This is a genomic window from Varibaculum cambriense, from assembly GCF_022133705.1.
In the GTDB taxonomy this organism is placed as follows: Bacteria; Actinomycetota; Actinomycetes; order Actinomycetales; family Actinomycetaceae; genus Varibaculum; species Varibaculum cambriense_A.
In genome coordinates, this window is record NZ_JAKNHJ010000016.1 from 1 (window position 1) to 24,023 (window position 24,023).

Below are 24,023 nucleotides of genomic sequence, written 5' to 3' on the forward strand. Positions count from 1 at the left end.
CGTGTGACCAGAGAAAAGATTCTCTGGTCACACGACCATGCTTGCCTTCATGATCGGATGATTATGCTATTTAACTGTTTTGCTTGCGCCGCCAGACGAATGCGCCTGCCGCGCCGGCCATAACTAGCAAACCAACTACCGTAAAGATGGCAGTACCGATACCGCCGGTTTCAGGCAGAGTGGAACCGGAGGTGTTAGTAATGTTCATCTCGACTTTACCGTTGGAAATATCACCATCGGCAGCCTGTCCTTTACCGGGGGTGATGGTCAGAGACTCGATCTTGCCTTTACCATCATCGCCCACAGTCAGGTTGGCAGCGATAACGAACTTGAAGTAGGCATCGTCCCCTGTCGGCAGGTTGTAGCCCGCAGGAGCCTTGATCTCTTTCAAGTAGTAGGTGTCGGCATCCAGACCAGCGATATTGAAGACGCCACCTTCGGGGGTGGTGATTACCGTGCCCGCGTCGCCGTCAACCCATTTAACAATCTTGTTATCCTTGATCTCGGCGCTCTTGGTCTTGTCGGAGTTGTAGAGACGGAACTGCGCATCCTTTAGCTTGGTTTCGGGATTAGCAGAGTCAACCTTGGTGGTATCCAGCTGGTAGGTGAAAGCCCAGACTTCGTCTTCCGGGGTTTCTCCCAAGCCATCACCATCGGTAACGTCCTTTTGATAAACAACCAGGGACTTGTTGGGGTTACCCTTACCACCAATCACGGCCTGTTCGTTAACCTTCGCGGTGTATTCCACGGTGACTTCCGAGCTTGCGGTTAGGTCAACGCCCGCGGCTTTCGCTGTGGCTTTCAGATCGGTGAACATAATTTCGATCTGCTTACCGCCGTTGTATTCAGCGCCGTGGGTATCATCGGTGATATCAGTGACGTTTACCGTATCCGGAGTTATTTTTTTATCTCCGATTTTTACGGTGAGATCTGTAGCGTCAAAGCCCTCCCGCAAAGTAAAGCCCTTAGAAATGAAGTCTTTGAAACCATATTTGTAGGTAGTGAAGTCCGCAATGTTGCTGGGCATAGTACCGGTCAGTTTGAAGGGAGCTTCCTGTCCCACATCGAGATCAGCGGTATCGCCCCATTTATCAGTGGAGTCTTCCTTAATCTTCTTAGTAGAAGTAGGAACCGAGCCCTTAGCCTCAACGTTGACAGTACAACCCGCGACCTTCAGAATCGGGGAAGTGAGCGCTGCAGCCTTATTATCGGTATCTTTCACCAGGTAGTAGCCGTGATCAGCTTCGCCCAAGGTTGCTTTGTAGGAGAAAGGAGCAGCCTCACCAGATTTGGTAAAGGTTTTTGCAGTCCCCGTAACATGCTTCGTGGCGATCTTGGAGAACGCGATAACCTTGGAGCTCTCCAGCTTCGATAGCTTCTCTGCTAACTGCGGAGCAGTAGTTACCGCCTTCAGCTCGTCAATGGTGCTGGTTTTTAGCTCAGCCAGCAGGGCAGCAGAATCAATCCCGGTGCCCCATTTAATATCGGTTAGTTTTCCGCCGGAAACATTACCATCAAATAGTTGATAAGCGCCGTAAGTATGGTCGCCTTCTTGTGCGGTAATAGTAATTTCCGGGGCGCAGGTCTTATCAAGGTTTTTGCCGGCAGGACGCAGAGGAGATGCCGACGCTAACTGAGCAAAGGACAGCGACAACGCTGCAATCATGCCCAGTAGCAGGAAGAGGCCAGCAAAAAGTCTACTGAACCCCCCCCCACGTGAATAATTTCTAATAGGAGTGCCCATTATTCCTCACTTCCCGTGCTTTCTGCACTTAAAATTTTCAAACAGGGACACAGCTGCATTAACCCTCTTAAATTAAAGCAACATGAACATGGTATCAGTTTAATATTTTTTTCGCATAGGAACCGAAGTCCCATTTGCCTGCCTCCCGCAATCTGCCAGGCTGCGCTGAACACGAATCAACTCTTGCAAGTAACTGTCAGGCTGTAAACTAAGAAATTCCTGCCCCCGCGACTAGCAATCCTTAAGTTTTAGGGGATATTGCAGGGGCAGCAGTAAAGATGCCATACCATTACAGAAACAAGCGCTAAAGTACACTAAGAGGCAGCAAAGCAAGCGGAGGTATTTAATGGGCGATTTTCAACCCGCTTCTGGCCTGCCAAAACGCTCTGAACGCCGAAAACGTAGCGAAACTAGCGACATCGTTTCCTCCTACCTTAAAATCCCGACCGAGAACCCAGAGGAGAATCAAAGAGAGCCGCTGATAGAGGCAGAACCCCCAGCCAAACCCCGGCATTTTGAGCCGCGTCGCGCCCTTAAGGAGGATCCCCGCAAGCTCTCAGATAGCGAGACTGCGGCGGTGAATCATAGCCGGAAGGGGCAGGAAAATAGCGAGGAAAAGGAGTTATCGCCCGCCCCTCGTCCTCCTCAGGAAGATAAAGCCTCCCCGCAGACTGAGGCTAAGTCGACTGCTGCAAACCAGGGTCAGAGCGAAAAAATAGCCAACGCCACCTCTAAAATAAAAACCCAGTGGGAAAAGCTGCGTGCCCGCCCCGCCTTTCGCCTGCTGGTGCGGATAGCGGAAGTGATCATAGTCGTGAGCGCAGTCGGGATTCTGGTCGCGACTTTCTTTATGTCGGTGCTGCAAATCCGGGGTGAATCGATGACCCCTACCCTGCGAGACGGGGATTTGGTGGTCGCCAGTCGCCACTCCAGCTTCCAAAGCGGCGACATTATCGCTTTTTACTACAACAACAAGGTGCTGTTGAAACGGGTAATCGGGCAACCCGGTGACTGGATAGATATGCGCGAGGACGGCACTATCGTGGTCAACAAGAAGCCCCTGCGGGAAAACTATGTCAAGGGCAGCAAAATCGGGAAAACCGATATTAAATTCCCTTACCAAGTGCCCGAACACCGCTACTTCGTGCTGGGCGATCACCGCTCCATTTCACTTGATTCCCGCACCAAAGCCATCGGTACCGTCTCCGAAGATCAGGTTGTTGGTAAAGCCATGCTAATCGTCTGGCCCCTATCCCACTTCGGCGGGGTTCGTTAGGGCTGCTGCTCGGGGATCAGCCTTTTCCGCCCTCACACTAAGAGTAAATACACGTAGAATTAACAGTAACCTCTGGTAGGGACTATAATTAGTTTGCAGCATTCATCGGGGAATGGAGATAAGTCATGCAACTAACCAGACGCGGAAATGTTACCAGAGCCATCCATTCCGCCGAGCTTGAAGATCAGACAGTATCTTCTGATTTCTTGGATGCTGCCAACGAATATATTAAGGGAACTATAAACGCTGACGAATTGGTCGAACGCACTAAGACTCGGATCATGAAAAGAGATTCAGAGAGCGCAGCCAAGTGACCAATGTTGACGGTTAGCATCCTCGCTAGAGATGTAGGTATCAGAAAAATATGCGTCCACAAGACAGAGAGCCCCAGCCGGAATCCGGTCAGGAAGATCAGCTAACCCCGTACGTTGAGGTCGCGAACTGCTCTAACCCGGCAGAAGCTGCGATTGCATTTGCTGACGTTGCGATGAATCTTGCCGATATGCCGGTAACTGACCCTAGAACCCGCGACCTAGTCCGCCAGGTGGCAGAACAATCCCTCAGTGCCGATGAAGCAGTAAAAATTCGTTTATCCGAGATTCTGGACAAGCAACATTAGTCGCGGCAGGGATGAGCATTATGCTTGGGCAAGTGATTTGGCTAGCGTGATACGCACCAGTTCACTGGTAGTTAGTTGCTGTCTTTTCGCGGTTGCGATCAGCGCTCTTTTCATGGCTACCGGTATTTTTACCGATAGGGTTTCACTTCCCTCTCCGCTTAAAGAGCGCGGTGAGCCGTGGATGACCTGGCTCAGATTCTTTTCGCCCTCCGGGAACGTACCTTGTGCGTATTCCTGTTCCCAGGCCGCTAGCTTCTGATCGGTGATTCTTTTGCCATCTATGGCAGTAAAATCGCTCATCATTGTTCCTTACATCCCTAGTTCTTTAAGAAAGGCTTTGGTAGGCGGGGTCATAGCATGAAATATTCGCCACCTACCTTGGTCGTCCTCAACTGCAACCATTTGCGCGAGCCTGCCAGGTAAGGTAGTCATCCCAGCCCTCCTCGCTCCACACAATTCGCATGATTTTATTCTTCAATCAGATCATGCGGAACCAGCTGTTTCCTGCCTGCTTCGACCTCGTCAATCGCCTTCTTGAGACGGGAAAGATTCTCTTCAGAGTAAAAGGGGTCAGCCGAGACCTCAAACGGTATCCGGCGCTCACGACCAACTTTTTTTGCAAAAATTGTGAACGCCGCACTCATGGACAATCCAAGTTCCCGGCAGGCGCTTTCCATCAGACGTTTATCGTCTGCCTTAAGTTTGAAATTGACATTAACGGTGTTGGTAGTCATCTCTATCCACCCCTTTCTCTAAACTATTTTATGAATAAATAAATAAAAAGACAAGAGATTTAATTTATTGTTTATGGTGTTTTTATTTATTAAACCAGGCTTGGGGCGTGCTTTAGGAATTGAAAAACCCCGTCACCGCTGGATTGCGACCAGGACGGGGATTGGCGCGCCCAATATACGTAAGATACGCCGTTCACTTGAAAATACCAGCACAGTTAACGGATAATGAAAGTGGTCTTTCTTAGGAAGGGCTTCCAGGAGCCGGGGGTTGTCCCCCGGCATTTCCTTAATACCAGAGGAATCATGCTTGAGATTAGTGTGTTCGCAGACGAATCAGGTGAAGAAGGCTCCGAGTCTAAATACTATTTGCTGACACTGGTTTTCCATGAGCAACGCAGCGACATAGCTACTCCTATAAGGCTTTACGAGCAGGATTTGATAAATAAGAAACTTCCCGACATTCCCTTGCATGCTTCTCCTTTGATGAACGGCAAGGACGAATATAAGGGATTGGATATCCAAGAGAGAAAACGTTTGTTGCAATCATTTTTCATTATGTTGCAGCATCTCCCTATTAGATATTGGACGTTAGCTTACGAAAAAACCCAGTTCTCCAGTCACGAGAATCTCATGGCGCGAATGCGCAGAGACCTCATTAACCTCATTTTTGACAATCTTGCATATTTTCAACAGTTCACTACCGTCAAGGTTTACTATGACGATGGACAAAGCACTGTTACACGCGTTTTGCATGATGCGATTGAATACGCACTCTACACGAATGCCATTACCTACCGAAACGCCGGACCTAAAGAATATCGGCTGGCGCAAGCCGCTGATCTCATCTACACATTCGAGCTGACCGCAATAAAGTATTCCGCACGCGAGCAAACGAACACCGATACGAGGTTTTTCGGAGCGCTAGGAAGCTTTAAGAAAAACTATTTGAAAAAAATTAGGAAAAAACTACTCTAAGACTTCAGATATTAATTCCGTCTTTTACGTTTATGATCTGTTTTAGCAATTGAAAAACCCCGTCACCGCTGGATTGCGACCAAGTAAGGGAGATCACGAGGTCTGGACGAAAGGTCAGATAAAATCGGTAATCGTCAGAACCAAACAACTATTGCCGGGAGTGACAAGGAGCGTTCTTAAAACACTAGCAAGGAGTAAAAATGAAAATCTCCGTTAAGGCAACTCCATGGGAGAACGGCTGGGAGTTGAAAATAGCACCTGACCAGTACACTCAGGTTGAAAAACTAGCTGACGCGAAAAAGCAAGTTATTGACTACCTAGACACCGTAGACCCCACCCAAAACCACTCGGATTGGGGAATTCACCTTTCACCTGAGGGATGAACTCCCCAATCCCGCAGCACAGTTAGTTACCGCTTTTCCGCAGATTTGCGTCTACGGATAAGCAGCAACGCGCCCGCGGTGCTGAGGGAAGCGAGAAGTGCTAACGCGGTCAGTCCCACAGAACCGGTATTAGATAATGCCGGTTTCTTCCCTGCCGTTGCCGGAGCGCTCTGACCCGGTTTAGGCGAGGAAGCACCCTCACCCGCAGGTTTAGTTTCCGGTTTACCGGTATCAGGGTTAGGGGTGGTTCCAGGCATATCTCCACCTGGCTTCGTACCGGGTTCAGTAGGATCGGTACCTGGATGCTCGTCAGCCTTCACTATCACTTTCACGGTGATGTCTTCACTGCTACCATCAGCATAAGTAACTGTGATGATTCCCTTGATTTTACCGACTGTGTCCGTGCTGGGGGTCGGCGCTTTCCACGCGAACTTCACTTTATCCAAATCGATAGGCATCTGACCGGGAGTATCCGGGAACTTAACTACATCTTTAGGCAGCGGAAGCGTATCTCCCACTGTCAGGGAAATCGGGTCAGCGAACGGCTCGTACCGTTCTTTGTCGCTCACGCGGGTAAACCTAAATTCCCACGAGGACGTAGCGGAGGGTTTCAGGCTATAACCATCCTTTGCCCTGGCGGTTACGGTAACCGTCACCGGAGCGTTCACATCAGCCTGATTGGGACTGACATTTACCTTTCCGGTAACTACTTTCCCGTCTACCAGGTATTCAACGCCCTCTACCTCAGGCAAGGTGTAGCTGCCGATATATTCATTCCCGCCTTCAGTAAAGTCTTCATCTAGACTGCTGGGGGCTTTCGGGGTCACATAGGCAGTGAAAGTCCAGGTACCAGTAACCGTTTCATCTTTAGCAATATTAGTGATGGTCTTAGGTTCCCAGCCCTTGAAGTCATAGATCCCCTTATCGGTAATCACTTGCTTCTTCCCTGGTTGAGCCAAGATCACACTGCTACCAGCAGCAATATCGGTTTGCGGGGTTGGTAGCAGCTTTTGCACGTCCTCGGGGAGGGCGTCGAAATCTTTAAAGTTATAACTGACCGTGTAGGTCTTGGGCGCGTCTTTATAGATGTTGGTAGCAAACTCGTTGGTGTTAGTTTTATACGCTAAGAAAATTGCACTCTTTAACTGTTCCACCTTTGTTTTCGTGGGCAGTTTGCTGTACCAGCCAGATGGGAGCAGGCGATTATTTTTGAGGTCGTCCTCCACAGCAGCATCCATCAACTCTTTGAGCTGAGCGTAGGTGGTAATCTGCTGGGTCTTTCCCTCCCAATTAATAGTGATTGGTTTTAGGGTATCTTTCTTAGCGATCCGCTCGGCATATTGAGCTTTTTTGAAAGCCGCCATAGTGGGGTAAGTACCGCCGCTCACCTTAGAAATAATCACGTCGTCGCTAAACTGAGTATTTTGCGCGACGTTGCCTGGTTTTAACTGATTAGACAGGTAGGGAACCATACCCTCGTAGTAGCCGTATGCCGCAAGCATTTCCCAGCTTAGGCGCTTAGTATGGATATCTCCGCTCATCCCATTGGGATTATGGGGCGCTCCATAAATCGGGGTAAATAGGGGAATCGCGTAGTAGCCGTTATATTTAGCGGTCCCGGTTACCTTTTGCCCCTCAACCATGAATCGGTAGGCAACCGCGTTCATATCTACCAGGTCGTTGATTGTTTTAAGATTTTTTGCCTCATCGACAGTGATATTGTCAAACTTTTCGTTCTTGTCGACCAAGGTGGCTTTATTGAACAGCTTTGCTTTGGTGGCGTCATCTTTGGATAAAGCTACCTCAGCTTCTAAATAATCCAGGGTATAGATTAAATCCATCTGGTTGCCGTAATAGGTTTTCAAATCATCGGGCGTCTGGAAACGATCAGGGGTTTTATTGCCGTAAGGGTTTTGATCGCTGCGGTCAAAAATTTGGTTGAGGTCGAAGTTTGCCCCTTTATCAGTGGGATCGTTCTGATGCCAAGGCTCGAACACGCCTCGAGTAATCAGTTCGGCACTCGCGCCGGAACGCTGACCATATCCCGCAAAATGAACTTGATTCGCCATTTGGTGGGTGTGTTCATGGGCATAGGTAGTCAGCCCGCGATCATCTAGACCATTGGCTAACCAGTAGTGAATCTGCCCGCTATTGATGTCGGCCACTCCATCTGCCTGCGTGAAAGTAAAGTAGTAGCCTAACGGTGTCATAAACTCTTTAACTCCGCTGGCAACCCCAACACCCTGTTTAGGCGACCACCGTTTTGCAGCAGAATTCTCATTCGGATTCTTAATCTGCTGGTTGTCCCATACGCGGCGGTTACCTACCAGTTGGGCGCGTTTATCCTCTTTTGCTAGGCGATACCAAAAATCCAAATAGTCGGCTTGGCGTTCAGCAGCATATTCGACTTTGTTTTCAAAAGCTTCTAGTTCTGCATGATAGGCATCGGGATCAGCGTCTTTGAGCGCGCGATTTACATAGGTATCGGTCAGACCATACATGATGGACTCGACTGTCGAAACCACATACAGAGAGTTTTCTGACACGTTCAATAGGGCAAGTAGCTCCGCCTGACCGTTTGCTTCGCTCTTGAGCTTATCGAATACCCGATAGGGAGCAGTAGGGTTTGCCTTTGACTTCTTTTCAAAAATTACTGCTTTAGAGGTTTTCCAAAACCAATCGGCAGGTTTTTTACCGGTCTTGGCCACCTGGTCATTTAGGAAAGTCCCTAAATCGGTTTGGTCAGCTATCTTCCCACCCAAAACCTCTTTAAACAGTTTAGGAGTAGACAGCATTTTGCGCTGGTCGGCGCTCTGCTGCCCAATAGCTTTGACTACATCCAGAGGAGCGTATTCTTTCCCGAAAGCATTATTTTCCGTCATCAGCTGGCGGGCAACCGTCGCGCCCTCTTTTATGTTGAAACCATAGTTACGTTGCAGATAGGCAGCGCCAATCAGGAAACCAGCAGTATCGTTTTTAATGGCGTCCACATAGTAGGCGACGTCTTTATTCTTCCCGGCAGCAGCTACCTGGGAATCTGCTTTTATCATTAGCGGGAGGATTGTTGGTAAATCCTTTTTGATCTGGTTAAATGCGCCCTCCATATCGGAAGCAAGCAAGTACTCTTCTTGTAGCGCCTGGAGCACTACCTCTTCCGGGACATCGTTAAGGGAAGGATACTTATCTTTATTGTCCTTCCAAATCGCAACTTTTTTGTTTAGTTTCTCGGTTCCCGTGAAATTGGTCTTTGCAAGTTTGTCCCTGATGGCTTTGTCGCGAAAATCAACTTGCTGGAGGTCAGCGAGAACCTGCTGCCCTACTTGCTGAACCTGTTGATCCCCTAAAGCATCTGCAGCATAAGCACGGGAAACATTCACCGAACCCGCGATGGTGAGGGTTAAGGCGGTTGCAAAGGCTAAAGCCAATAGTTTAGCTACGCTCTGCGCGAGCTTTCCACGGAATAGAACAGAATAATCCCTCATGTTTCCCCAATACTGTTCGACGTGACAATTTCAATCCATAAAGACTTTTTACTTACGCAAGTATCCCCCAGCGACCTTGGGTGATGCAATAAATTGATGGACAAAAACCTAAAACTGTTAAAAACAGCTCACTGCCATGGATCTGAGCATTAAACAGTTTCTGGCATTAGGGCTAATACCTCAGATAACCACCCAATAATCACAGTCAGATAAAAGAAAATTGGAAAAACCCCGTCACCGCTGGATCACAACGAGGACGGGGTTTGGCGCGCTCGACAGGATTCGAACCTGCAACCTTCTGATCCCAAGTACTTGAACGTATTAGCTGTTCACAGCGGGTTTGTTATCGAACAATCGACAAAAGTTCACATTTTTTTACCCCTATTGCCAGCAACTCTGGCACTGCCAGCTACGCCGGTACTGCCATCATTACCCGCAACGCCCGCAAAGCCAGTAACGCCTGTAACGCTGGTGTTGCTGTTCATTCTGGTTATTGCTGGTGCATCCACTTTCGGATGTACCCGTGGATACAGAAAGGGCTTTATCGAATGAGCGAGAAAATGATTTATGAGTGGGGAGTAACTATGAAGGCCGAAGGGCTATCCCCGAGCACCGTAAAAGAGCGTGTAAGGTTGCTGAATCAGTTTGAGCGGCAAACCGGAGCCTTAGTCGAAACCGCTACCGCGCAAGTAATAGTTCAATGGTTGGCCAGGTTTGAAGATCAAGGTACTAAAGCCTGCTACTTCACCCATCTTTACGCTTTCTATGAGCATCTTAAACGAATCAAGTTCAGGCTTGATCCGCCTACTGACCAGATTAAACGCCCGAAAGAGCCGCTAAAGCGTCCGGAGGCTATCACCCCGAATCAGTTAAAGCAGATACTTGACTACCCGCTGCGCACCGATACCCGCTCAAAGATTCTTTTCGCAGCCTATGCCGGGTTGCGGGTATCAGAAATAGCTAGGTTACACGAGAACTGGTTTAACTTTGCTGACGGGCTAATCACTATCCACGGAAAAGGCAATAAGACTGTTACTTTGCCGCTACATCCCATGCTGTTAGAGAGAGCGAAAATCCATGTAGGCAACGGCTACTTCTTCCACCATCCCGATCATCCTGGCCAACCGCAAGACTCTCACGCTGTGTCCCGGTGTATCGCAACCAATATGCGGCGCGCCGGGGTAAACGCTACCGCTCACCAGCTACGACACTACTTCGCTACCCAGCTATTACAAACCGGTACCTCGATGTTCGTGATCCAGACCCTCATGCGCCACGAGTCAGCAAACACTACCGCCAGGTATATCCATGTTTCTCAAACAGACCAGGTCGAAGCATTAAAAGCCCTAACCGCTACGCCTTTACAGGCCGATCAACTACTGAAAGAAGCAATCAAATGATCCGAATAGACAATAAAACCCATGACAATATTCAAACCCAAATCACCGCTTGGCTATCTAGTACAACCCGCCAGAAAAAAGCTAACGCCGCGCGCGACCTATATCAAGCCTTAACCTACGCCAAAGCAGCCAAAGCGGAGAGCACAACCGGTTGGGAAATATCAGCCAACCTGCTACAACAAGCGCTAACAAATAATCCCGCCAGGGCAGAAATGAAAGAAAGATTCGGAGCGGAGGCACGCCTAGTAAACGCTGCACGAAAAGTAATCGCAATATCCAAACCATCACCAAGGAGGAAACCACGAAATGACTACTAAAAAAATGGCTACTAAGAAAAAACTGATAGATGACGCGCTTTCCAACCTTTGGGGTATAGAAAGCTATCAGAACGAAATCATTTCTTGTCGCGAAGAATCCGATGTTGCCTTAGGCGAGCTAAAAGGCATTCTCGAAGATTTTCCTCGGGATTTTCAGACGGGCATAGAAAAATTAAACGCCTTGCTAGATGCGGCTTACAGACTGGAGGGCTGGGCGATAGCTCACTACCAGAATATCCGGCAGCTAGGCGCGATTTTGACGCAAATCGAGAATATCCAAAGCATCACCAAGGAGAAAACCAAACATGAAATCGAAAACGCCACACCGATTGGAGGACAACCGTAATGATTACTATCGCTATATGTAACCAGAAGGGCGGAGTCGGTAAATCTACCACCACGTTCCACCTGACCCGCACCGCTATTTTAGCTGGCAGCAAAGTGTTAGTGGTTGATTGTGACCCGCAAGGAAACCTAACCAGCGCCCTCACCCCAGACTTACTGGCTGAGGACACTATCGGCCTTGCAGACGCGCTTTCTACCCGCACCCCGCAAACCCTGCCCGAGGTAATCACCCACACCATCTGGGAAGGCGCTGACCTGGTACCCACAGTTGGAGATGCGCTAGGAGTAGTCAGAGATGAAATCCTGCTATCCCGGATCGGGGGTGAAAACCGGCTCCGCAAAGCCCTAGATAGCGTGCGCGAAAGGTACGACCTGTGCCTTATTGATTGCCCGCCATCCCTAGACTCCCTACTGATAAACGCCCTAGTAGCAGCTAGCACAGCCCTTATCGTGACGCACTCAAAGCAATGGTCTACTAACGGGCTTGCCAGCCTGCTAGAAACCATGAACGCGGTACGGGAAACCCAAAACCCCGGCCTCACCCTAGCGGGAGTGCTCATTAACCAGCACGAAGCTAGAACCAGAGCCGGAACCTACTGGGTAGACGCGCTACGGACAGCCTCCAAACAAGGCGGGTTTAAAATCCTGCAACCCCCAATCCCTAAACGAGCCGTCATATCCGACTGTGTGGAGTGCGGATCAGGACTCGACCAATGGGCAGCAAACACGACAGACCTGCAAGAAAAATATCAAGAAATATATCAACAAGTGAAAGGAGATAACCATGAATAATACGCCCAGGCGATCTAAACTCGCTGGACTAACCCCCGCCAAACCGGGGCAGGCAACCGAAATGCGCCGCACAGAACCGCAAGCCGCTAAAGCGGTCAGGCAAACCAAGATCACAGTGCGGCTAGATGCTGAAATCGTGGGACGGGCTAGGCAAGCGTGGCTGCAAACCCTGCCAATCCACCAGTTATCCTGGGCGAAATGGATTGAGACAGCTATTAAAACTCAAACAAACCAAGTAGAATTAGAACATAACAATGGAAGGGTTTATGAGCAGCTACCCCCAGGTAGTATTCCTCCCGGTCCCATAAACTCTGACCCGACCAAGTAAATAAAGGAAAGATAACCATGAAAACCAAGACCACTAAGCGTATCCTGGCAGCGCTAATCACGATCCCTATCGCGATCAGTCTAACCGGGTGCGGCGGGACAGATGCTAAAAAGTCCGAGCCAGTAAAACCTGCCGTAACCAGTAGCCAAAGCGTAAAAGACGAGACAGCTGCGAAGGAAAAAGCCCAGGCTGAGGCAAAAGCAAAGGCAGAAGCCGAGGCCGCCGCTAAAGCGCAAGCTCCGGCAACGACCGCACCGCAAAAACCAGCCGTCAAACAGGCACAAAAACCGGCGGTGCAACAAACGCGTAAAGCTGCCCCATCGCGTTCCGTGGCGAAAAAACCGGCACGCCAATACCGGGCACCCGCCAAACCAGCAGCTAAAAAACCGGCAAAGAAAACTCAGACCGGTAACAACTCCGGATACAAACTCCAACCCGGTGAGAGGGAGTTTGATAAGAATAGCATTGACAAGAATGGGAACATTACCGGTGGTGGTGATTCCGAGGGTAATGTTTGGGATAATTGGTGATGAAGAGGGCAACGTTATCAATACGTGGTGCTAGTCTTTAGCCGGGCTAACCGATACAGCAGACCCCTATCCTCTGAGGAGTATAAGTGATGTTGTCTAAGTTGAGTTGTCGTGTGCTTACCGGTGTTATTACCATCCCGGTGATGTTGGGCTTGGCTGCCTGTAATGGTCAGGACGTTAAGAAGTCTGAGCCGGTAAAACCTGCCGTAACCAGCAGCCAGGTAGCTGAAAGTGGTTCAAAAGATACTACCAAGAACGCTGAGGACGCTGGCAATACCAGTAATGCTGGTGACGCTAGCAGGACTGGTAACACTGGGAATGCTGGTAAGGCTGCTAATAGTTCTAGCCAGCAAGCCGTGAAAGGTAAGACCACCAGCAGTGGTAAGGGAAACGTTAAGAGCCCCACCACTCGGAAGCCGGTCAAACAACAAACCAGCAAGAGCGGTAAAACTGGTACGAGTAACCCTGGTAGCTCTAAACCAAAAACCAACACCGGTAAGAGCACCAACGGATACAAGCTCCAACCTGGTGAGGTCAGTATTGATAAAAACAATATGGATAAAGACGGCTCTATCACCCTAGGTGGAGACGAGGACGGAAACGTATGGTAAATACTTCTTATTAAGGATGAATACCATGAAAACTAAGATCACGAAGCGTATCCTGGCAGCGCTGGTTACGATCCCGATTGCGATCAGTCTAACCGGGTGCGGCGGTACAAATGATAAAAAGTCCGAACCTAAAAAACCTGCGGTAACCAGTAGCCAAAGCGTTAAAGACGAGAAAGCTGCGAAGGAAAAAGCGCAGGCTGAGGCAAAAGCTAAGCAAGAAGCTGCGGCTAAGGCGAAGGCAGAGGCCGACGCTAAGGCGCAAGCTCAGGCAACGCCCGCACCGCAAAAACCAGCCGTCAAACAGGCGCAAAAACCGGCGGTGCAACAAACGCGTAAAGCTGCCCCATCGCGTTCCGTGGCGAAAAAACCGGCACGTCAATACCAGGCACCCGCCAAACCCGCACCTCAAAAACCCGCCAAGACTAACTCGGGATACAAACCGAAGCCTTACGAAAAGGAATTTGGGAAAAATGATGTTGGAAGTGACGGAACCATTACAGGTGGCGGTGACGAGGACGGCAACGTGTGGCACGGCTGGTAAACATAATTAAATAATCGTTACTGTAAGTGAGCCAGGGGATCATCCCCTGGCTCACTTCATTTATAGGCGAGCATTTTGCCAGGACTTCTTTATAGATATGGGAACGTGAAGGGTTTCCACTGTCTCCTAATAGATACAAAAACCTGTACCCCCGGCCTTTTGGCCGGGGGTACAAAACCGCTAAGAGACAGATGCCTAGCCACGCTCCCTTGAATCTATCGGTAGATAAAAGGAGTAACAGTGATAACTGGTACCAAAAAACGAAGCGCAATCATAGCGCTACTAGCCCTAATCGTAGGGTTAGTAATACCCCTAACGAGTCCTACACCCGCCCATGCCGCAAAAACGGGACCAGGCTATGATGTGCCATCCACTATGGGAGAAGCACCCAAACATTGGTTAGGCGCTCACCAATCAGTAACCGGAGACGGAAAACTCGCCTGGTGTATCGAAATGGGGCCGCTGGCTATTGCCCCCGGCCAAACGGTGACCAAGGAAACCCTCACCGGAGCGGGCGCGATGACTAACTACGGCGGAGGAGACGTAGACCTCACCAACGTTGCCCAAGTAGCATGGATTCTCGACAAATACGAAAACGTGAATACTAACGACTCCAGGGCAGCAATCTCCATGATTATCCACTTTAACCTGGAAAATAACAAAAACTCCGCAACAAGCAAAGCGGAAATTTACCGGGTATGGGGCTGGCTACAAGCCAACCACCCCGCAGCCGCTAACCTAGCACGCAAGTACGTGCAAGAAGCCAAAGCCTCCGGGGTACACTCTTACACCTCCACCACCCACACCGGCGAGGGAAAACGCGAAGGCACGATCAATAACATCGGAATCAAGAACGTATCCGGCAAGCACATCGCAGGTATCCCTTACACGTTGACTCTTAAGGGGCCGGCGGTATTTACTGCCAGTGGTAAAAATACTCTTTCGGGTAAAACCGCAAATAAGCCGATCACGGTTAACTGGCGAGCCACCGGAAACGGGAAAGTCTCTTTCACCTACGCCTACACAGTACGAGACGCTTTAACCAAGCTCACCGGGCCAGCCGGAAAACAGCGCATGATTGCTAACCGAGCAGACCCAGAAGTGAGGAAAAACCCTGGTGGTTCTTGGGATGTTATCTTTGATTTTCAGCCTATGGCTACCTCTAAAGTAACTGAGCCTTCGGTGGCCGCTACTAAGGGTGAAATCAGCGACACGATTAAGGCTTTTGCTGATCCGAAGTACGCTAACCCGGAATGGGTTAAAAATACTGAGGTGACCTATAAGGGCGCAGTCTACTACATGGGCGAAACCCTGCCCTCTAAAGCCCAAGCAGTACCTGCTGGCGCAAAGCCAGTAGCTACCACTAGCTTGACCTTCACCGCTCCGGGCGAGAAAACCGCGACCGTAAAAGCCGATAAACCCGGGTTTTACACTTGGGTATGGTCAGTAGACAAGAAGAGCCAGAAAACTCCCGACTTAATTCACGCTAACTGGACTGACGGCTACACCGTAGCCACCGAAACCCAAGCTAAACGGATTATCGGTAAAATCAGCTCTAAGAACAATGTTATTAAGGTACATTCCGGTTCGGACGCTAAGTTCTTCCTTAACGACTGGGTAAAGGTTGAAGGATTCCCTGGCAACCACACCACTTTTGCAGGTTACGGGGATATTAAGGCCGATCATAAGACCATTGACCAGCACCTATACTGCGTACCTTCTAAGACCAAACTCGCCGAAGGCGTAACCCGGGATATGACTCCGGTTAAGTCTTGGACTATCCCGGCAAAGAACGGAGATTACCGGATTGCGGATCACTTCCCGGAGGCTCCCGGCGAGCATATCCAAGATATTGACTGCCGAGGCACCCTAGTATTTGTGTCTGAGTTTGCAGGAGATGACCGGGTAGAGCCGCTGCGTACTAGCGAGCTAGACCCGAATGAGTCTTTCGTACCGGATCAGCCTGGTATCCACACCACCGCCACCGATGCGGCGGATGGGGACAAGTTCCTGCCACTAACCGGTATGGTGACCATTAAAGATAAAGTAACCTATCGCGAGCTGGCAGCAGGCAAGGAATACACCTTGCAGGCAACCTTGATGGACAAGGCAACCGGAAAGCCCTTCCAGGATTGCAACGATGCTGCAACCGTGACTGACTATTCCGGAAAAATCCAGAAAGTAGTCACCGATTTTGCTAACAAAATCAAAATCGATGGTACATACGATTACCTAGTTAGGGACGGGAAAATCTCATCTAAGGCTTTGAACTCTATTGTTCCCGGCTTTGGGGAAGGCCGCGAACTTAACAACATAATCGAAAACGCTGGATACAGCGTAGAAGATATTCTAGGTATTGGCGCGGTCGTAAACGCTAAATCTCATACCGGCGCTGGCGTGTCAGAAAGCCGAGGAGTTGTCTCGATGACCAGCCCGAAGAAAACCGTTGATGAGGAAAAACTGGCTAAAGCTATCTCTAGCGAACTGGTTAAGTACCTGAAAGATCATCCTCAAAAGACTGAAGGCAAGGATTGTAAGCCAGTGACCGCGACCAAGAAGTTCACCCCCACGCACCGCAACGGCATCGTGGAGATTGATATTCCGGTCAAGGCCGAGCTATTAGCCGGTAAAACTACCGTTGTTTTCGAGGACGTGCTGCGCGAAGGTAAAGAACCTATCGTGCACCACGATATTACCGATAAAGACCAGACGGTTTATTCCCCGAAGGCTAAGACCACCGCTACAGACGGTAAGGACGGAGATAAGATCGTAAACGATGGCAACGTTAAAATTAACGATGTTGTTGAGTACACTTCTTTGATCCCTGGTGAAACCTACACCGTAACCGGCAAGCTCATGAACAAGGAAACCGGTGAAACGGTTGATTGCATGAAGGGTAAACCTGTTACCTTCAAAGCCGATAAGTCCGGTAACGGTAAAGTTTCTGTGTCCTTCTTTGGGAACTGCAAAGTTAAAGCAGATACTCAATGGGTAGTGTTCGAGGATATTTACACTGGTAAAACCCCGAAAGGCACCCATGTTGTAGAACACCACGAGATTAACGATGTTGATCAAACCGTAACCGTTGTGCCTACCCCGGTACTAGCAAAGACCGGTAGCGCTAGCACCATCGCCCTGCTGTTCGCCCTGGCACTCACCGGAGCAGGAGCAGTAGCGCTTTACTCCCGTAAACGCGCACGGCAATAACACACAAATAGGAACAGGCCGCGCCAAGAAAATCTCCCATTTTTCTTGGCGCGGCCACCCCCAACAAGGCTGTTGCAAAATGCATTACCCGCCAAGATCAAGCAACCGGGAACAACGAGCCGCCAGAGCCACCCGAGCTACTAATAACCCCAAACAACAAACGCCAGCAACACCAACCTGGCAAGCCATGCCAGCAACACCAGCACCCCTGGCAGCGCCAGCAAAGCAAGCAGATGGTAAAGATCGGCAACAACCAAAATTTGATTTAGTTACCGCTATCGGAGAGTTAATTCTTATCGCTGGTGTTTTCGTGGCCGCGTTTACGCTATGGAACCTGTACGTAACTGACCTGCAAGCAGAACGACAAACAGCGCAAGCGGTAGAAGAATTTAAAGCCCCCTGCCCTGACATAACCTCCCTCGATGAACGAACCAGCCCGCCACCTGAAATAGAGCCGGTAGCTTCGGGGCAGCTATTCGCAACCATGCATGTTCCTGCCTGGCACTTCATGACCATCCCTATTAAGGAAGGCACCAGCCAGGCCGTGTTAAACACTGGCGCTGCCGGCCACTACCTGGGCACCGCTATGCCAGGGCAGGTAGGAAACTTTTCCGTAGCTGGGCATCGTCGCACTTACGGCTCGAACTTTCGCCGCGTAGACATCCTAAAACCGGGCGATCCGATAATAGTGGAAACCAAAAATGCTTGGATCATCTACAAAGTAGAATCCACCAGGATTGTCAGCCCGAAAAATCTGGAAGTTATCAAACCCAACCCGATAGATGACTCCAAACCAGCCCAAGCGTACCTGACAATGACTACTTGCCACCCTGAATACGGAAACTCTGAACGTTTCATAGTCCACAACATTTTCGATCACTGGGTACCCAAAGAAACGGGAATCCCGAAAGAACTAGCGGGGAAAAATCCATGCTCAAACTAATCTGGTCACGCCTGCCCGGCGGGGTAATCCTCAAATCCGTACAGATACTAATCCTGATATCCATCATCGCTATCATCTGTCATTTCTGGCTATTTCCTGCCATATCCGCCTATATCAACCAGGCAGGGGCTTAAATGTTTGACCCGATTAGCCACATAACCGCCCTCATACCTAGCAGGAACTACGAGCAAGCACAGCAGGTATGGAACTGCCTTTGCCGCTTCGGCTACACCAGTAGCGACCTAGCCAGCGGGAAAATCCGTGTCGGATTGATCCTCGATCTTGCCCAAAGCATAAGGAGTGAAAAATAATGAGCCTTCACAAAAAATATCCAATAAGCGTGGCTACTATGCTCATTGTTTTCCTATCTTTTGCCGGAGCTGTACCCGCCACTGCCGCTCAATACTGCCAAACCCAAAACGAATCCGGCATTACCGGAAATGCTAGCGGGGCTATCGCGGGACAAACCCCCACCAAAGCGATACCTTGGGTCAAAGCCGCCTACGAAGGCGCAGGACACCGCCTACCCGCGAACTTTTTTGCTGGAATGATGTACTACGAGTCCTCTTTCAACCCCACCATCCGTAACTCGCTTGGCTATATGGGGCTATGCCAAATTGGTACAGAAGAATGGCGACACCTCACCGGAGGAACCCCCAGTTCACCAAACATTTATGATCCGATCATTCACGCGAAAAATTGCGGAAAACTCTCAGCAGAAAACTTAGACAAAGTTCTAAAAGCCCGCGCGACAAATCTGCCCGCAAACCTTAGATCTTTACCCGATTGGCAGCTGGTAATCCTCGCTCACAACGCGGGACCGGCCTATCTAACCCCTAAAAAGAACGGGCGAATTCCTAATGAGACTCGCCGCTCTATCGGGCGCATGATGCCTTATATGAACGCTACAACCACTAATAATAGTGTCACCGTAGCTAGCGGCTCGGGGGTACGCGCGGGCGCGGCCACCAACCCACGCGCCCTCAAAGCTGCCATCCAAAAAGCCATAAAACCCGCTGCTTGGGACGGAAAATTCGATGCTCCCGCACCCGGCGGGCTTCACGTCACCAGTCCCTATGGACCGAGAAAACACCCCGTCACCGGGAAAATGCAATCCCTACACGCTGGAACCGACTACTCCCAAGCGGCAGGTAACCCTCAATACGCTACCGCGCCCGGCACCGTAATATCTACTAAATACGAGGGCACCGGCGGTAACACCGTGTGTATCAACCACGGCGAATACGCGGGGGCAACCTGGAAAACCTGCCACAGACACCTTTCAAAGTTCTTGGTAAAGCCTGGCCAACAAGTCCAAAAAGGCACCCCTATCGGATTAACCGGAGCTACCGGGCGGGTAACCGGGGCACATATCCATTACGAGATCTATCAAAACGGCAAACCCATAAACCCCGAACCGTTCATGAAAGGCGCAACCGCCACCCCCACCAGCGAGGCAGGCAGCGATCCCGCTGCTGCTACAAGCGGATTTTGCTCTTATCTACCCGGTGGCGGCGGCGGTTTAATGGGTGATGACGCGCCACTTAACCCTTCAGGAAACAAAGTCGTTGAAGCCGCGCTACGCGAACGCGGAAAACCCTACATATGGGGAGCCGAGGGACCGAATACTTTCGACTGTTCAGGCCTTGTCAAATGGTCATACGCGAAAGGAGCAGGAATCAACCTACCCCACCAAAGCGGGGCACAAGCCAACGCAGGTACCCAACTACCAGTAAGCGCCGCACAACCAGGCGATGTGCTTTGGAAGCCCGGCCACGTAGGAATCTTCATAGGTGACGGGAAATTCATCCACGCACCCCGCAAACATGACGTTGTAAAAGTAGCGGATATGAAATACGGCAAATGGCAAAAAGCCATCAGAATAACTAAGGGTAAATAATGGATCGGATAGAAATCTACGATAACGGACGCGCGGAAATCCACACCGGTGATGACACCATCACCGTGACCAGCCCCAACCAGGCCGGGCTACGCACAGCTGCGATCATAAAAGCCCGGGCACTAGGATACCGGCCAGCCCGGCAAAACCGGCTGAAAAACCTACCGATAAAACGCATCGCGGCCACCGTGCTAGTCCTGGCCGCTACCTGCGCGCTAGGTGCGGCAAGCGGGTGGATAGTACACGGAGCGGCAGCCACAAAACCGGCAGCACCTATAAACCCACCAGAACCGAAGATAATTACCCGCACTATCCATTCTTCGCACCTGGCAGGAGCTAACCTATTTACCTGCCGGGCAGGAACAGACGGCAACGGCATCACCTGTACCGGGCTAAACGATACTGGGCAACTAGGAACCCTCACGGCGGAAATAACCAGCTATGAGATAGATGAGCTTAAGCACAAGCCGATTAGCATCATTGCCACCGGGCGCTCCACTACCTGCGCCGCCACAGCAAATAGCGTGTATTGCTGGGGAAAAAACGATACCGGGCAAGCAACCGGACGGCCAAGCAATACGCCAGCTACCCCAACAGCCGTACTCACCGGCAAAGGCGAAATCACGGCCTTAACCATAGGTGCCGCCCACACTTGCGCGGCCACCAAAACCGGGCTGTACTGTTGGGGAGATACCTCAAATGGGCAAATAAAAGATACTGGCCAGACCCTTACCCCCACCAAAATGAGCCTTCCGAAAAATATCAAAGACCAGATCACTGCCCTGGAAAGCTCAGGGTACGTCACCTGGGCACAAACCAAAACCGGGCAGCGGGTAGCGTTCGGGAACAACCGGGCAGGAGAAATACCCGGAGCTGAAAAAAGCGCCCACATCGAACCTACCGAAATAAAATAACCATGCGAAGAACACTAATAAGAATTGCGGTACTGATCCTAGCCGCCATGAGTCTATACACCATCGCCCGCCCCTATATCCCAAGCATCGCCCGCCACGAAACCTTACAAGCGGAGGTCTGTGCCCGGCTGCAAGAACAAGACCCCACCTTCAACTGCGATAAACTAACCGAAAAAAGCGCGCGGCAAATTAACAACCTAATAACCCAAGGGAAAACACCCGAGCAAATAATCCAAGAAATCCAAAACCCCACGCCCCTAGACCTACCCGGCAAAAAATAACTCAAAAATAGCTACTAAATAATAGGTAAAACCGGCTGATACCTGCTATAATAGTAGGGAAGGTCAGGGAATAAGTCCCGGCCACCTGGAGTAAGGAATTAAAAATGGCTGGATATTTTAATCATTCAATGAGCAACAATGCACTAGCTGCATATACAGGCGGTTTACGCCCCATATCCAAATGGACGAAAAAAGACTTGATAAACCAAGTTCTAGGCTATGAAGATTGCGTATTCTCACGCGCCGAGCTAGAAAGTTGCAGCCTCCAAGTGTTAAAACACTACCTATTACAATACGAGGAATGGCATCACACCTCTAAACACTTCAACCGCACCAGTTTCTACGGTATCAACCTAGAAAACGCCGCAGACCAAACCATTCTTGAAGCGATGAAAACCTTTAAGCCAAGCGCGGACACCAAGCCGGCCAGTTACAAAGGCAAAATAAAATTTGAGGAATGGATCGGCACCAGAAATAACGGGTGTTTCCGCACCCGCACAGCGTTAGCGATAGTAAAAAATAACTGGGCATACACCCTTAAAGGGAAAAAACTGGTCACAGGTAACCACGTTTTAGGTATCGAACGCTACAAGCGCGCGCCGAAAGGCACCAGCACCGAATTTGCGGAAATTGCCAATAAATACGATTTATAGGAGTATCCATGTTAGCTGACTTTTCTTTACAATCTTCACTACTAGGACTTAACGCCGCTGATCTGGCACGAAAGTTTGAAGTCCAAGAACGCACCGCACGCAGGTGGATAACAGGTAGAGCTACGCCACCAGAACCAGTAATCGAACAAGTACAAGAATCCTTCGAGTCCTTCCTTCAATCACTTGGCAGCATGATCGAACTACTTGATGACAACGAGGAAATATATGCCCACATCCTTGACCCAGAACAAGCAGAATACAAACACATGAGACCACTCGTCCAAGCCATATATCTACTTTGCAGCCTTTACCAAATCGAAACAGAGATAACCTTCAAGCAATAAAAGTAGTCACGGCGACCGGCACTATAACTAAGCGAAAACTAGCAATAACCCCTGGTAAATGCTATAATTACTCATATAGTTTCCACCGAATAATCAGGATAAATTATGCAACTACAAGCCAGCGAAACTAAACCTGAATACCGTCCCGAAGATCAGCTCACACCATACGCCGAGGTGGCCAACGCCCCGACCCCAGCAGAAGCGGCGATAGCATTTGCTGACGTTGCTATGAGTCTTGCTGATATGCCGGTAACTGATCCTAGAACCCGCGACATCGTGCGCCAGGTAGCGGAACAATCCCTCAGCGCCGATGAAGCCGTTAGAATTCGTTTATCTGAAATCATGGGCAAGTGGCCAAGTGACTGAAACCAGTCAGTTCAAAACCTGGAATGACTACTACATACCCGGTACCGCTACACTCAGAAACAAGTTCACCAGCCCAGGTAAACCATACGGCCAAACCGATCCAGACCTATTAGAAGAGGCTGAACAAACGGCAACAAACATCCGTCTCGCGCAACTGGCACAATCTCCAATTCCAGGCCATTTTAACTATGATCACATGAAACGTATACACCAGTATATCTTTCAAGATGTCTATGAGTGGGCAGGGCAAGAACGTGTAGCGCCAACCAACGCTCACATGACGAAATCCTGGGCAGATGTTGTACATTATCCGCTAGGCGATCCCGCCGCACCCCAAATCGCGTACTTCTACTATCCAGCAGGACAAGCCCTCACGGATGCGGCTAACGCACAATACGAAAAACTTGCCGCTAATAATTACTTGCGCGGACTCCCCCGCGAACGCTTCGTCACTGAACTAGCTGAAATATGGGGTGAAATTAATACCATTCATTCCTTTAGAGAAGGCAACACCCGTAGCCAATTTGTCTTTTTCTCCCAACTCGCAGCTGAGGCAGGATGGGACATTAACACCATCGCATACGTCAACGATCCCAGGATAATGAACGAATTTAAGGCCGCACGTTTTTACAGTCAGGCAACCGGATCCAACCACCGAATCGCAAACGTGATAGCAAAACACCTAACTCAAATCAAGAACACAGGACAACCAGCCAGGCCAATAATTCGCGCGCAAAGCCCGCAGCACCGGCGCACACACCGAACCTATCAAGTACGACCCCCCATAAATCCAAGAAGAAACAGCCAGAAGGGCTACTCCTTATAAAATATTTATTAAAACACCTAAGCTGTTTCTAAAGTAAAATGTTGTGGCCGTAAGCCGTATTGCCAAGCATTAACCATACTTAGCTAACATTTTGGTAACACACCTCCCGCCGTCTGACGGCTGCTGGAATAATGCTGTCTTTTGTGCGCGCCTATTGAAGCGCGCGGTGGGGTTTTGCGGGCAGGCCACAGCGCCCTTAACGGTACGATCTGGCCTGCCACTTAAAACCCCAAAACTACCACCCCTAACGGGGCAGGAAAACCCGCTACGCGGGATGCTGCGCGGCGAAACCCACGCAGCACAATCGCCGCCCTACCGGGCGCAACTAGGCAGGATTCACGCCGCTAACGCGCCTTAGAACCCCCGCCAAACCCAATAATTTTTCCTCACCGGGAACCCAATTATAACGTTCGCTACGCCTCGTCAAGCCGCGCAAAGCGCGGCCACCAGTACGCAAATATGCGCAAGGTCACCGCGCTACGCGCCCCGACCTTCCCCACATTTCCTCCCCT

The 24,023-nt window shown here is 50.0% G+C and carries 29 protein-coding genes; 24 read left to right on the forward strand and 5 right to left on the reverse strand.

Annotation, left to right across the window (positions count from 1 at the left end):
• Nucleotides 1-70 precede the first annotated feature (70 nt).
• Nucleotides 71-1,744 (reverse strand): SpaH/EbpB family LPXTG-anchored major pilin, encoded by a 1,674-nt coding sequence (locus tag L0M99_RS07930; RefSeq protein ID WP_283217137.1) that lies wholly within the window; start codon nucleotides 1,742-1,744, stop codon nucleotides 71-73.
• A gap of 346 nt (nucleotides 1,745-2,090) precedes the next feature.
• On the opposite strand from L0M99_RS07930, the gene lepB reads away from it, so the two are divergent.
• The 3 genes from lepB to L0M99_RS07945 all read left to right on the forward strand — a co-directional run bounded on the left by lepB (nucleotide 2,091) and on the right by L0M99_RS07945 (nucleotide 3,639).
• Entirely contained in the window at nucleotides 2,091-3,020 is a 930-nt protein-coding gene (gene lepB, locus L0M99_RS07935) for a signal peptidase I (protein ID WP_024059762.1), read from the forward strand.
• 125 nt (nucleotides 3,021-3,145) lie between these two features.
• Complete coding sequence (locus L0M99_RS07940; RefSeq protein ID WP_024059763.1) at nucleotides 3,146-3,334, forward strand: antitoxin VbhA family protein; 189 nt, start codon at nucleotides 3,146-3,148, stop codon at nucleotides 3,332-3,334.
• A 50-nt stretch (nucleotides 3,335-3,384) separates the two neighbouring features.
• Nucleotides 3,385-3,639 carry a hypothetical protein gene (locus L0M99_RS07945; RefSeq protein ID WP_024059764.1) on the forward strand — a complete coding sequence of 85 codons (255 nt, stop codon included), beginning with the start codon at nucleotides 3,385-3,387 and terminating at the stop codon, nucleotides 3,637-3,639.
• Nucleotides 3,640-3,657: 18 nt separating this feature from the next.
• Here L0M99_RS07945 and L0M99_RS07950 read toward each other — a convergent pair whose 3' ends face one another.
• From L0M99_RS07950 to L0M99_RS07955, 3 genes are read right to left on the reverse strand one after another with little or no spacing between them, the layout of a single operon-like run.
• Nucleotides 3,658-3,939: a hypothetical protein gene (locus tag L0M99_RS07950; RefSeq protein WP_024059765.1), complete on the reverse strand. Its 282-nt coding sequence runs from the start codon at nucleotides 3,937-3,939 to the stop codon at nucleotides 3,658-3,660.
• A gap of 9 nt (nucleotides 3,940-3,948) precedes the next feature.
• Nucleotides 3,949-4,071: a hypothetical protein gene (locus tag L0M99_RS09875; RefSeq protein ID WP_024059766.1), complete on the reverse strand. Its 123-nt coding sequence runs from the start codon at nucleotides 4,069-4,071 to the stop codon at nucleotides 3,949-3,951.
• Between the two features lie 35 nt (nucleotides 4,072-4,106).
• Nucleotides 4,107-4,373: a type II toxin-antitoxin system RelB/DinJ family antitoxin gene (locus tag L0M99_RS07955; protein ID WP_024059767.1), complete on the reverse strand. Its 267-nt coding sequence runs from the start codon at nucleotides 4,371-4,373 to the stop codon at nucleotides 4,107-4,109.
• A gap of 303 nt (nucleotides 4,374-4,676) precedes the next feature.
• Here L0M99_RS07955 and L0M99_RS07960 point away from each other — a divergent pair, with 303 nt between their 5' ends.
• Both L0M99_RS07960 and L0M99_RS07965 read left to right on the forward strand, forming a co-directional pair.
• A complete protein-coding gene (locus L0M99_RS07960) occupies nucleotides 4,677-5,348 on the forward strand; it encodes a DUF3800 domain-containing protein (RefSeq protein ID WP_024059768.1) in 672 nt (223 codons plus the stop codon).
• Between the two features lie 200 nt (nucleotides 5,349-5,548).
• Complete coding sequence (locus tag L0M99_RS07965; protein WP_024059769.1) at nucleotides 5,549-5,731, forward strand: hypothetical protein; 183 nt, start codon at nucleotides 5,549-5,551, stop codon at nucleotides 5,729-5,731.
• 26 nt (nucleotides 5,732-5,757) lie between these two features.
• Here the strand turns inward: L0M99_RS07965 and L0M99_RS07970 are convergent, their stop codons facing one another.
• Nucleotides 5,758-9,213 (reverse strand): ZmpA/ZmpB/ZmpC family metallo-endopeptidase, encoded by a 3,456-nt coding sequence (locus L0M99_RS07970; RefSeq protein ID WP_024059770.1) that lies wholly within the window; start codon nucleotides 9,211-9,213, stop codon nucleotides 5,758-5,760.
• Between the two features lie 548 nt (nucleotides 9,214-9,761).
• Here L0M99_RS07970 and L0M99_RS07975 point away from each other — a divergent pair.
• The 19 genes from L0M99_RS07975 to L0M99_RS08065 all read left to right on the forward strand — a co-directional run bounded on the left by L0M99_RS07975 (nucleotide 9,762) and on the right by L0M99_RS08065 (nucleotide 23,511).
• The gene (locus L0M99_RS07975) at nucleotides 9,762-10,613 is read left to right on the forward strand and encodes a tyrosine-type recombinase/integrase (RefSeq protein ID WP_238128293.1); all 852 of its coding nucleotides are present in this window, start codon (nucleotides 9,762-9,764) and stop codon (nucleotides 10,611-10,613) included.
• Nucleotides 10,610-10,930 (forward strand): hypothetical protein, encoded by a 321-nt coding sequence (locus L0M99_RS07980; RefSeq protein WP_238128294.1) that lies wholly within the window; start codon nucleotides 10,610-10,612, stop codon nucleotides 10,928-10,930. The genes L0M99_RS07975 and L0M99_RS07980 overlap by 4 nt, the downstream gene beginning before the upstream one ends.
• On the forward strand, nucleotides 10,920-11,276 hold the full coding sequence (locus tag L0M99_RS07985) for a hypothetical protein (protein ID WP_238128295.1): 357 nt from the start codon (nucleotides 10,920-10,922) through the stop codon (nucleotides 11,274-11,276). Before L0M99_RS07980 ends, L0M99_RS07985 begins: the two co-directional genes overlap by 11 nt.
• Nucleotides 11,276-12,067, forward strand: a complete 792-nt coding sequence (locus L0M99_RS07990) for a ParA family protein (RefSeq protein WP_238128296.1) — start codon at nucleotides 11,276-11,278, stop codon at nucleotides 12,065-12,067. Before L0M99_RS07985 ends, L0M99_RS07990 begins: the two co-directional genes overlap by 1 nt.
• Nucleotides 12,060-12,395 (forward strand): hypothetical protein, encoded by a 336-nt coding sequence (locus L0M99_RS07995; protein WP_238128297.1) that lies wholly within the window; start codon nucleotides 12,060-12,062, stop codon nucleotides 12,393-12,395. The genes L0M99_RS07990 and L0M99_RS07995 overlap by 8 nt, the downstream gene beginning before the upstream one ends.
• A gap of 17 nt (nucleotides 12,396-12,412) precedes the next feature.
• Nucleotides 12,413-12,925, forward strand: coding sequence for a hypothetical protein (locus L0M99_RS08000; RefSeq protein ID WP_238128298.1), 513 nt, complete (start codon nucleotides 12,413-12,415; stop codon nucleotides 12,923-12,925).
• 86 nt (nucleotides 12,926-13,011) lie between these two features.
• Nucleotides 13,012-13,536 carry a hypothetical protein gene (locus L0M99_RS08005; protein WP_238128299.1) on the forward strand — a complete coding sequence of 175 codons (525 nt, stop codon included), beginning with the start codon at nucleotides 13,012-13,014 and terminating at the stop codon, nucleotides 13,534-13,536.
• A 25-nt stretch (nucleotides 13,537-13,561) separates the two neighbouring features.
• Complete coding sequence (locus tag L0M99_RS08010; RefSeq protein WP_238128300.1) at nucleotides 13,562-14,077, forward strand: hypothetical protein; 516 nt, start codon at nucleotides 13,562-13,564, stop codon at nucleotides 14,075-14,077.
• Between the two features lie 363 nt (nucleotides 14,078-14,440).
• Nucleotides 14,441-17,284 (forward strand): VaFE repeat-containing surface-anchored protein, encoded by a 2,844-nt coding sequence (locus L0M99_RS09950; RefSeq protein WP_238128301.1) that lies wholly within the window; start codon nucleotides 14,441-14,443, stop codon nucleotides 17,282-17,284.
• Between the two features lie 187 nt (nucleotides 17,285-17,471).
• Nucleotides 17,472-18,227: a class E sortase gene (locus L0M99_RS08020; RefSeq protein ID WP_238128302.1), complete on the forward strand. Its 756-nt coding sequence runs from the start codon at nucleotides 17,472-17,474 to the stop codon at nucleotides 18,225-18,227.
• Nucleotides 18,215-18,361: a DUF1708 domain-containing protein gene (locus L0M99_RS08025; RefSeq protein WP_238128303.1), complete on the forward strand. Its 147-nt coding sequence runs from the start codon at nucleotides 18,215-18,217 to the stop codon at nucleotides 18,359-18,361. The genes L0M99_RS08020 and L0M99_RS08025 overlap by 13 nt, the downstream gene beginning before the upstream one ends.
• Nucleotides 18,362-18,538 carry a hypothetical protein gene (locus L0M99_RS08030; protein ID WP_238128304.1) on the forward strand — a complete coding sequence of 59 codons (177 nt, stop codon included), beginning with the start codon at nucleotides 18,362-18,364 and terminating at the stop codon, nucleotides 18,536-18,538.
• A 38-nt stretch (nucleotides 18,539-18,576) separates the two neighbouring features.
• The gene (locus L0M99_RS08035; RefSeq protein ID WP_238128345.1) at nucleotides 18,577-20,127 is read left to right on the forward strand and encodes a peptidoglycan DD-metalloendopeptidase family protein; all 1,551 of its coding nucleotides are present in this window, start codon (nucleotides 18,577-18,579) and stop codon (nucleotides 20,125-20,127) included.
• Nucleotides 20,127-21,041, forward strand: coding sequence for an RCC1 domain-containing protein (locus L0M99_RS08040; RefSeq protein WP_238128305.1), 915 nt, complete (start codon nucleotides 20,127-20,129; stop codon nucleotides 21,039-21,041). Before L0M99_RS08035 ends, L0M99_RS08040 begins: the two co-directional genes overlap by 1 nt.
• Before the next feature lie 2 nt (nucleotides 21,042-21,043).
• Nucleotides 21,044-21,322, forward strand: coding sequence for a hypothetical protein (locus tag L0M99_RS08045; protein WP_238128306.1), 279 nt, complete (start codon nucleotides 21,044-21,046; stop codon nucleotides 21,320-21,322).
• A 104-nt stretch (nucleotides 21,323-21,426) separates the two neighbouring features.
• On the forward strand, nucleotides 21,427-21,975 hold the full coding sequence (locus L0M99_RS08050; RefSeq protein WP_238128307.1) for a hypothetical protein: 549 nt from the start codon (nucleotides 21,427-21,429) through the stop codon (nucleotides 21,973-21,975).
• Between the two features lie 8 nt (nucleotides 21,976-21,983).
• Entirely contained in the window at nucleotides 21,984-22,319 is a 336-nt protein-coding gene (locus tag L0M99_RS08055; RefSeq protein WP_238128308.1) for a hypothetical protein, read from the forward strand.
• A gap of 105 nt (nucleotides 22,320-22,424) precedes the next feature.
• Entirely contained in the window at nucleotides 22,425-22,685 is a 261-nt protein-coding gene (locus L0M99_RS08060; RefSeq protein WP_238128309.1) for a hypothetical protein, read from the forward strand.
• Nucleotides 22,678-23,511: a Fic/DOC family protein gene (locus tag L0M99_RS08065; RefSeq protein WP_238128310.1), complete on the forward strand. Its 834-nt coding sequence runs from the start codon at nucleotides 22,678-22,680 to the stop codon at nucleotides 23,509-23,511. The genes L0M99_RS08060 and L0M99_RS08065 overlap by 8 nt, the downstream gene beginning before the upstream one ends.
• The last annotated feature ends 512 nt before the right edge of the window (nucleotides 23,512-24,023 follow it).

Excerpts from the sequence above, each read along its gene's own strand:
- L0M99_RS08055 (WP_238128308.1), top strand. The coding sequence starts at position 21,984 with ATGTTAGCTGACTTTTCTTTACAATCTTCACTACTAGGACTTAACGCC.
- L0M99_RS08020 (WP_238128302.1), top strand. The coding sequence starts at position 17,472 with ATGCCAGCAACACCAGCACCCCTGGCAGCGCCAGCAAAGCAAGCAGAT.
- L0M99_RS07995 (WP_238128297.1), top strand. The coding sequence starts at position 12,060 with ATGAATAATACGCCCAGGCGATCTAAACTCGCTGGACTAACCCCCGCC.
- lepB (WP_024059762.1), top strand. The coding sequence starts at position 2,091 with ATGGGCGATTTTCAACCCGCTTCTGGCCTGCCAAAACGCTCTGAACGC.
- L0M99_RS08050 (WP_238128307.1), top strand. The coding sequence starts at position 21,427 with ATGGCTGGATATTTTAATCATTCAATGAGCAACAATGCACTAGCTGCA.
- L0M99_RS08030 (WP_238128304.1), top strand. The coding sequence starts at position 18,362 with ATGTTTGACCCGATTAGCCACATAACCGCCCTCATACCTAGCAGGAAC.
- L0M99_RS07960 (WP_024059768.1), top strand. The coding sequence starts at position 4,677 with ATGCTTGAGATTAGTGTGTTCGCAGACGAATCAGGTGAAGAAGGCTCC.
- L0M99_RS07955 (WP_024059767.1), bottom strand. The coding sequence starts at position 4,373 with ATGACTACCAACACCGTTAATGTCAATTTCAAACTTAAGGCAGACGAT.
- L0M99_RS07980 (WP_238128294.1), top strand. The coding sequence starts at position 10,610 with ATGATCCGAATAGACAATAAAACCCATGACAATATTCAAACCCAAATC.
- L0M99_RS07970 (WP_024059770.1), bottom strand. The coding sequence starts at position 9,213 with ATGAGGGATTATTCTGTTCTATTCCGTGGAAAGCTCGCGCAGAGCGTA.
- L0M99_RS07990 (WP_238128296.1), top strand. The coding sequence starts at position 11,276 with ATGATTACTATCGCTATATGTAACCAGAAGGGCGGAGTCGGTAAATCT.
- L0M99_RS07975 (WP_238128293.1), top strand. The coding sequence starts at position 9,762 with ATGAGCGAGAAAATGATTTATGAGTGGGGAGTAACTATGAAGGCCGAA.
- L0M99_RS08045 (WP_238128306.1), top strand. The coding sequence starts at position 21,044 with ATGCGAAGAACACTAATAAGAATTGCGGTACTGATCCTAGCCGCCATG.
- L0M99_RS07965 (WP_024059769.1), top strand. The coding sequence starts at position 5,549 with ATGAAAATCTCCGTTAAGGCAACTCCATGGGAGAACGGCTGGGAGTTG.
- L0M99_RS07930 (WP_283217137.1), bottom strand. The coding sequence starts at position 1,744 with ATGGGCACTCCTATTAGAAATTATTCACGTGGGGGGGGGTTCAGTAGA.
- L0M99_RS07985 (WP_238128295.1), top strand. The coding sequence starts at position 10,920 with ATGACTACTAAAAAAATGGCTACTAAGAAAAAACTGATAGATGACGCG.
- L0M99_RS08040 (WP_238128305.1), top strand. The coding sequence starts at position 20,127 with ATGGATCGGATAGAAATCTACGATAACGGACGCGCGGAAATCCACACC.
- L0M99_RS08035 (WP_238128345.1), top strand. The coding sequence starts at position 18,577 with ATGCTCATTGTTTTCCTATCTTTTGCCGGAGCTGTACCCGCCACTGCC.
- L0M99_RS08060 (WP_238128309.1), top strand. The coding sequence starts at position 22,425 with ATGCAACTACAAGCCAGCGAAACTAAACCTGAATACCGTCCCGAAGAT.
- L0M99_RS07945 (WP_024059764.1), top strand. The coding sequence starts at position 3,385 with ATGCGTCCACAAGACAGAGAGCCCCAGCCGGAATCCGGTCAGGAAGAT.
- L0M99_RS08000 (WP_238128298.1), top strand. The coding sequence starts at position 12,413 with ATGAAAACCAAGACCACTAAGCGTATCCTGGCAGCGCTAATCACGATC.
- L0M99_RS09875 (WP_024059766.1), bottom strand. The coding sequence starts at position 4,071 with ATGACTACCTTACCTGGCAGGCTCGCGCAAATGGTTGCAGTTGAGGAC.
- L0M99_RS07940 (WP_024059763.1), top strand. The coding sequence starts at position 3,146 with ATGCAACTAACCAGACGCGGAAATGTTACCAGAGCCATCCATTCCGCC.
- L0M99_RS08010 (WP_238128300.1), top strand. The coding sequence starts at position 13,562 with ATGAAAACTAAGATCACGAAGCGTATCCTGGCAGCGCTGGTTACGATC.
- L0M99_RS07950 (WP_024059765.1), bottom strand. The coding sequence starts at position 3,939 with ATGAGCGATTTTACTGCCATAGATGGCAAAAGAATCACCGATCAGAAG.
- L0M99_RS08025 (WP_238128303.1), top strand. The coding sequence starts at position 18,215 with ATGCTCAAACTAATCTGGTCACGCCTGCCCGGCGGGGTAATCCTCAAA.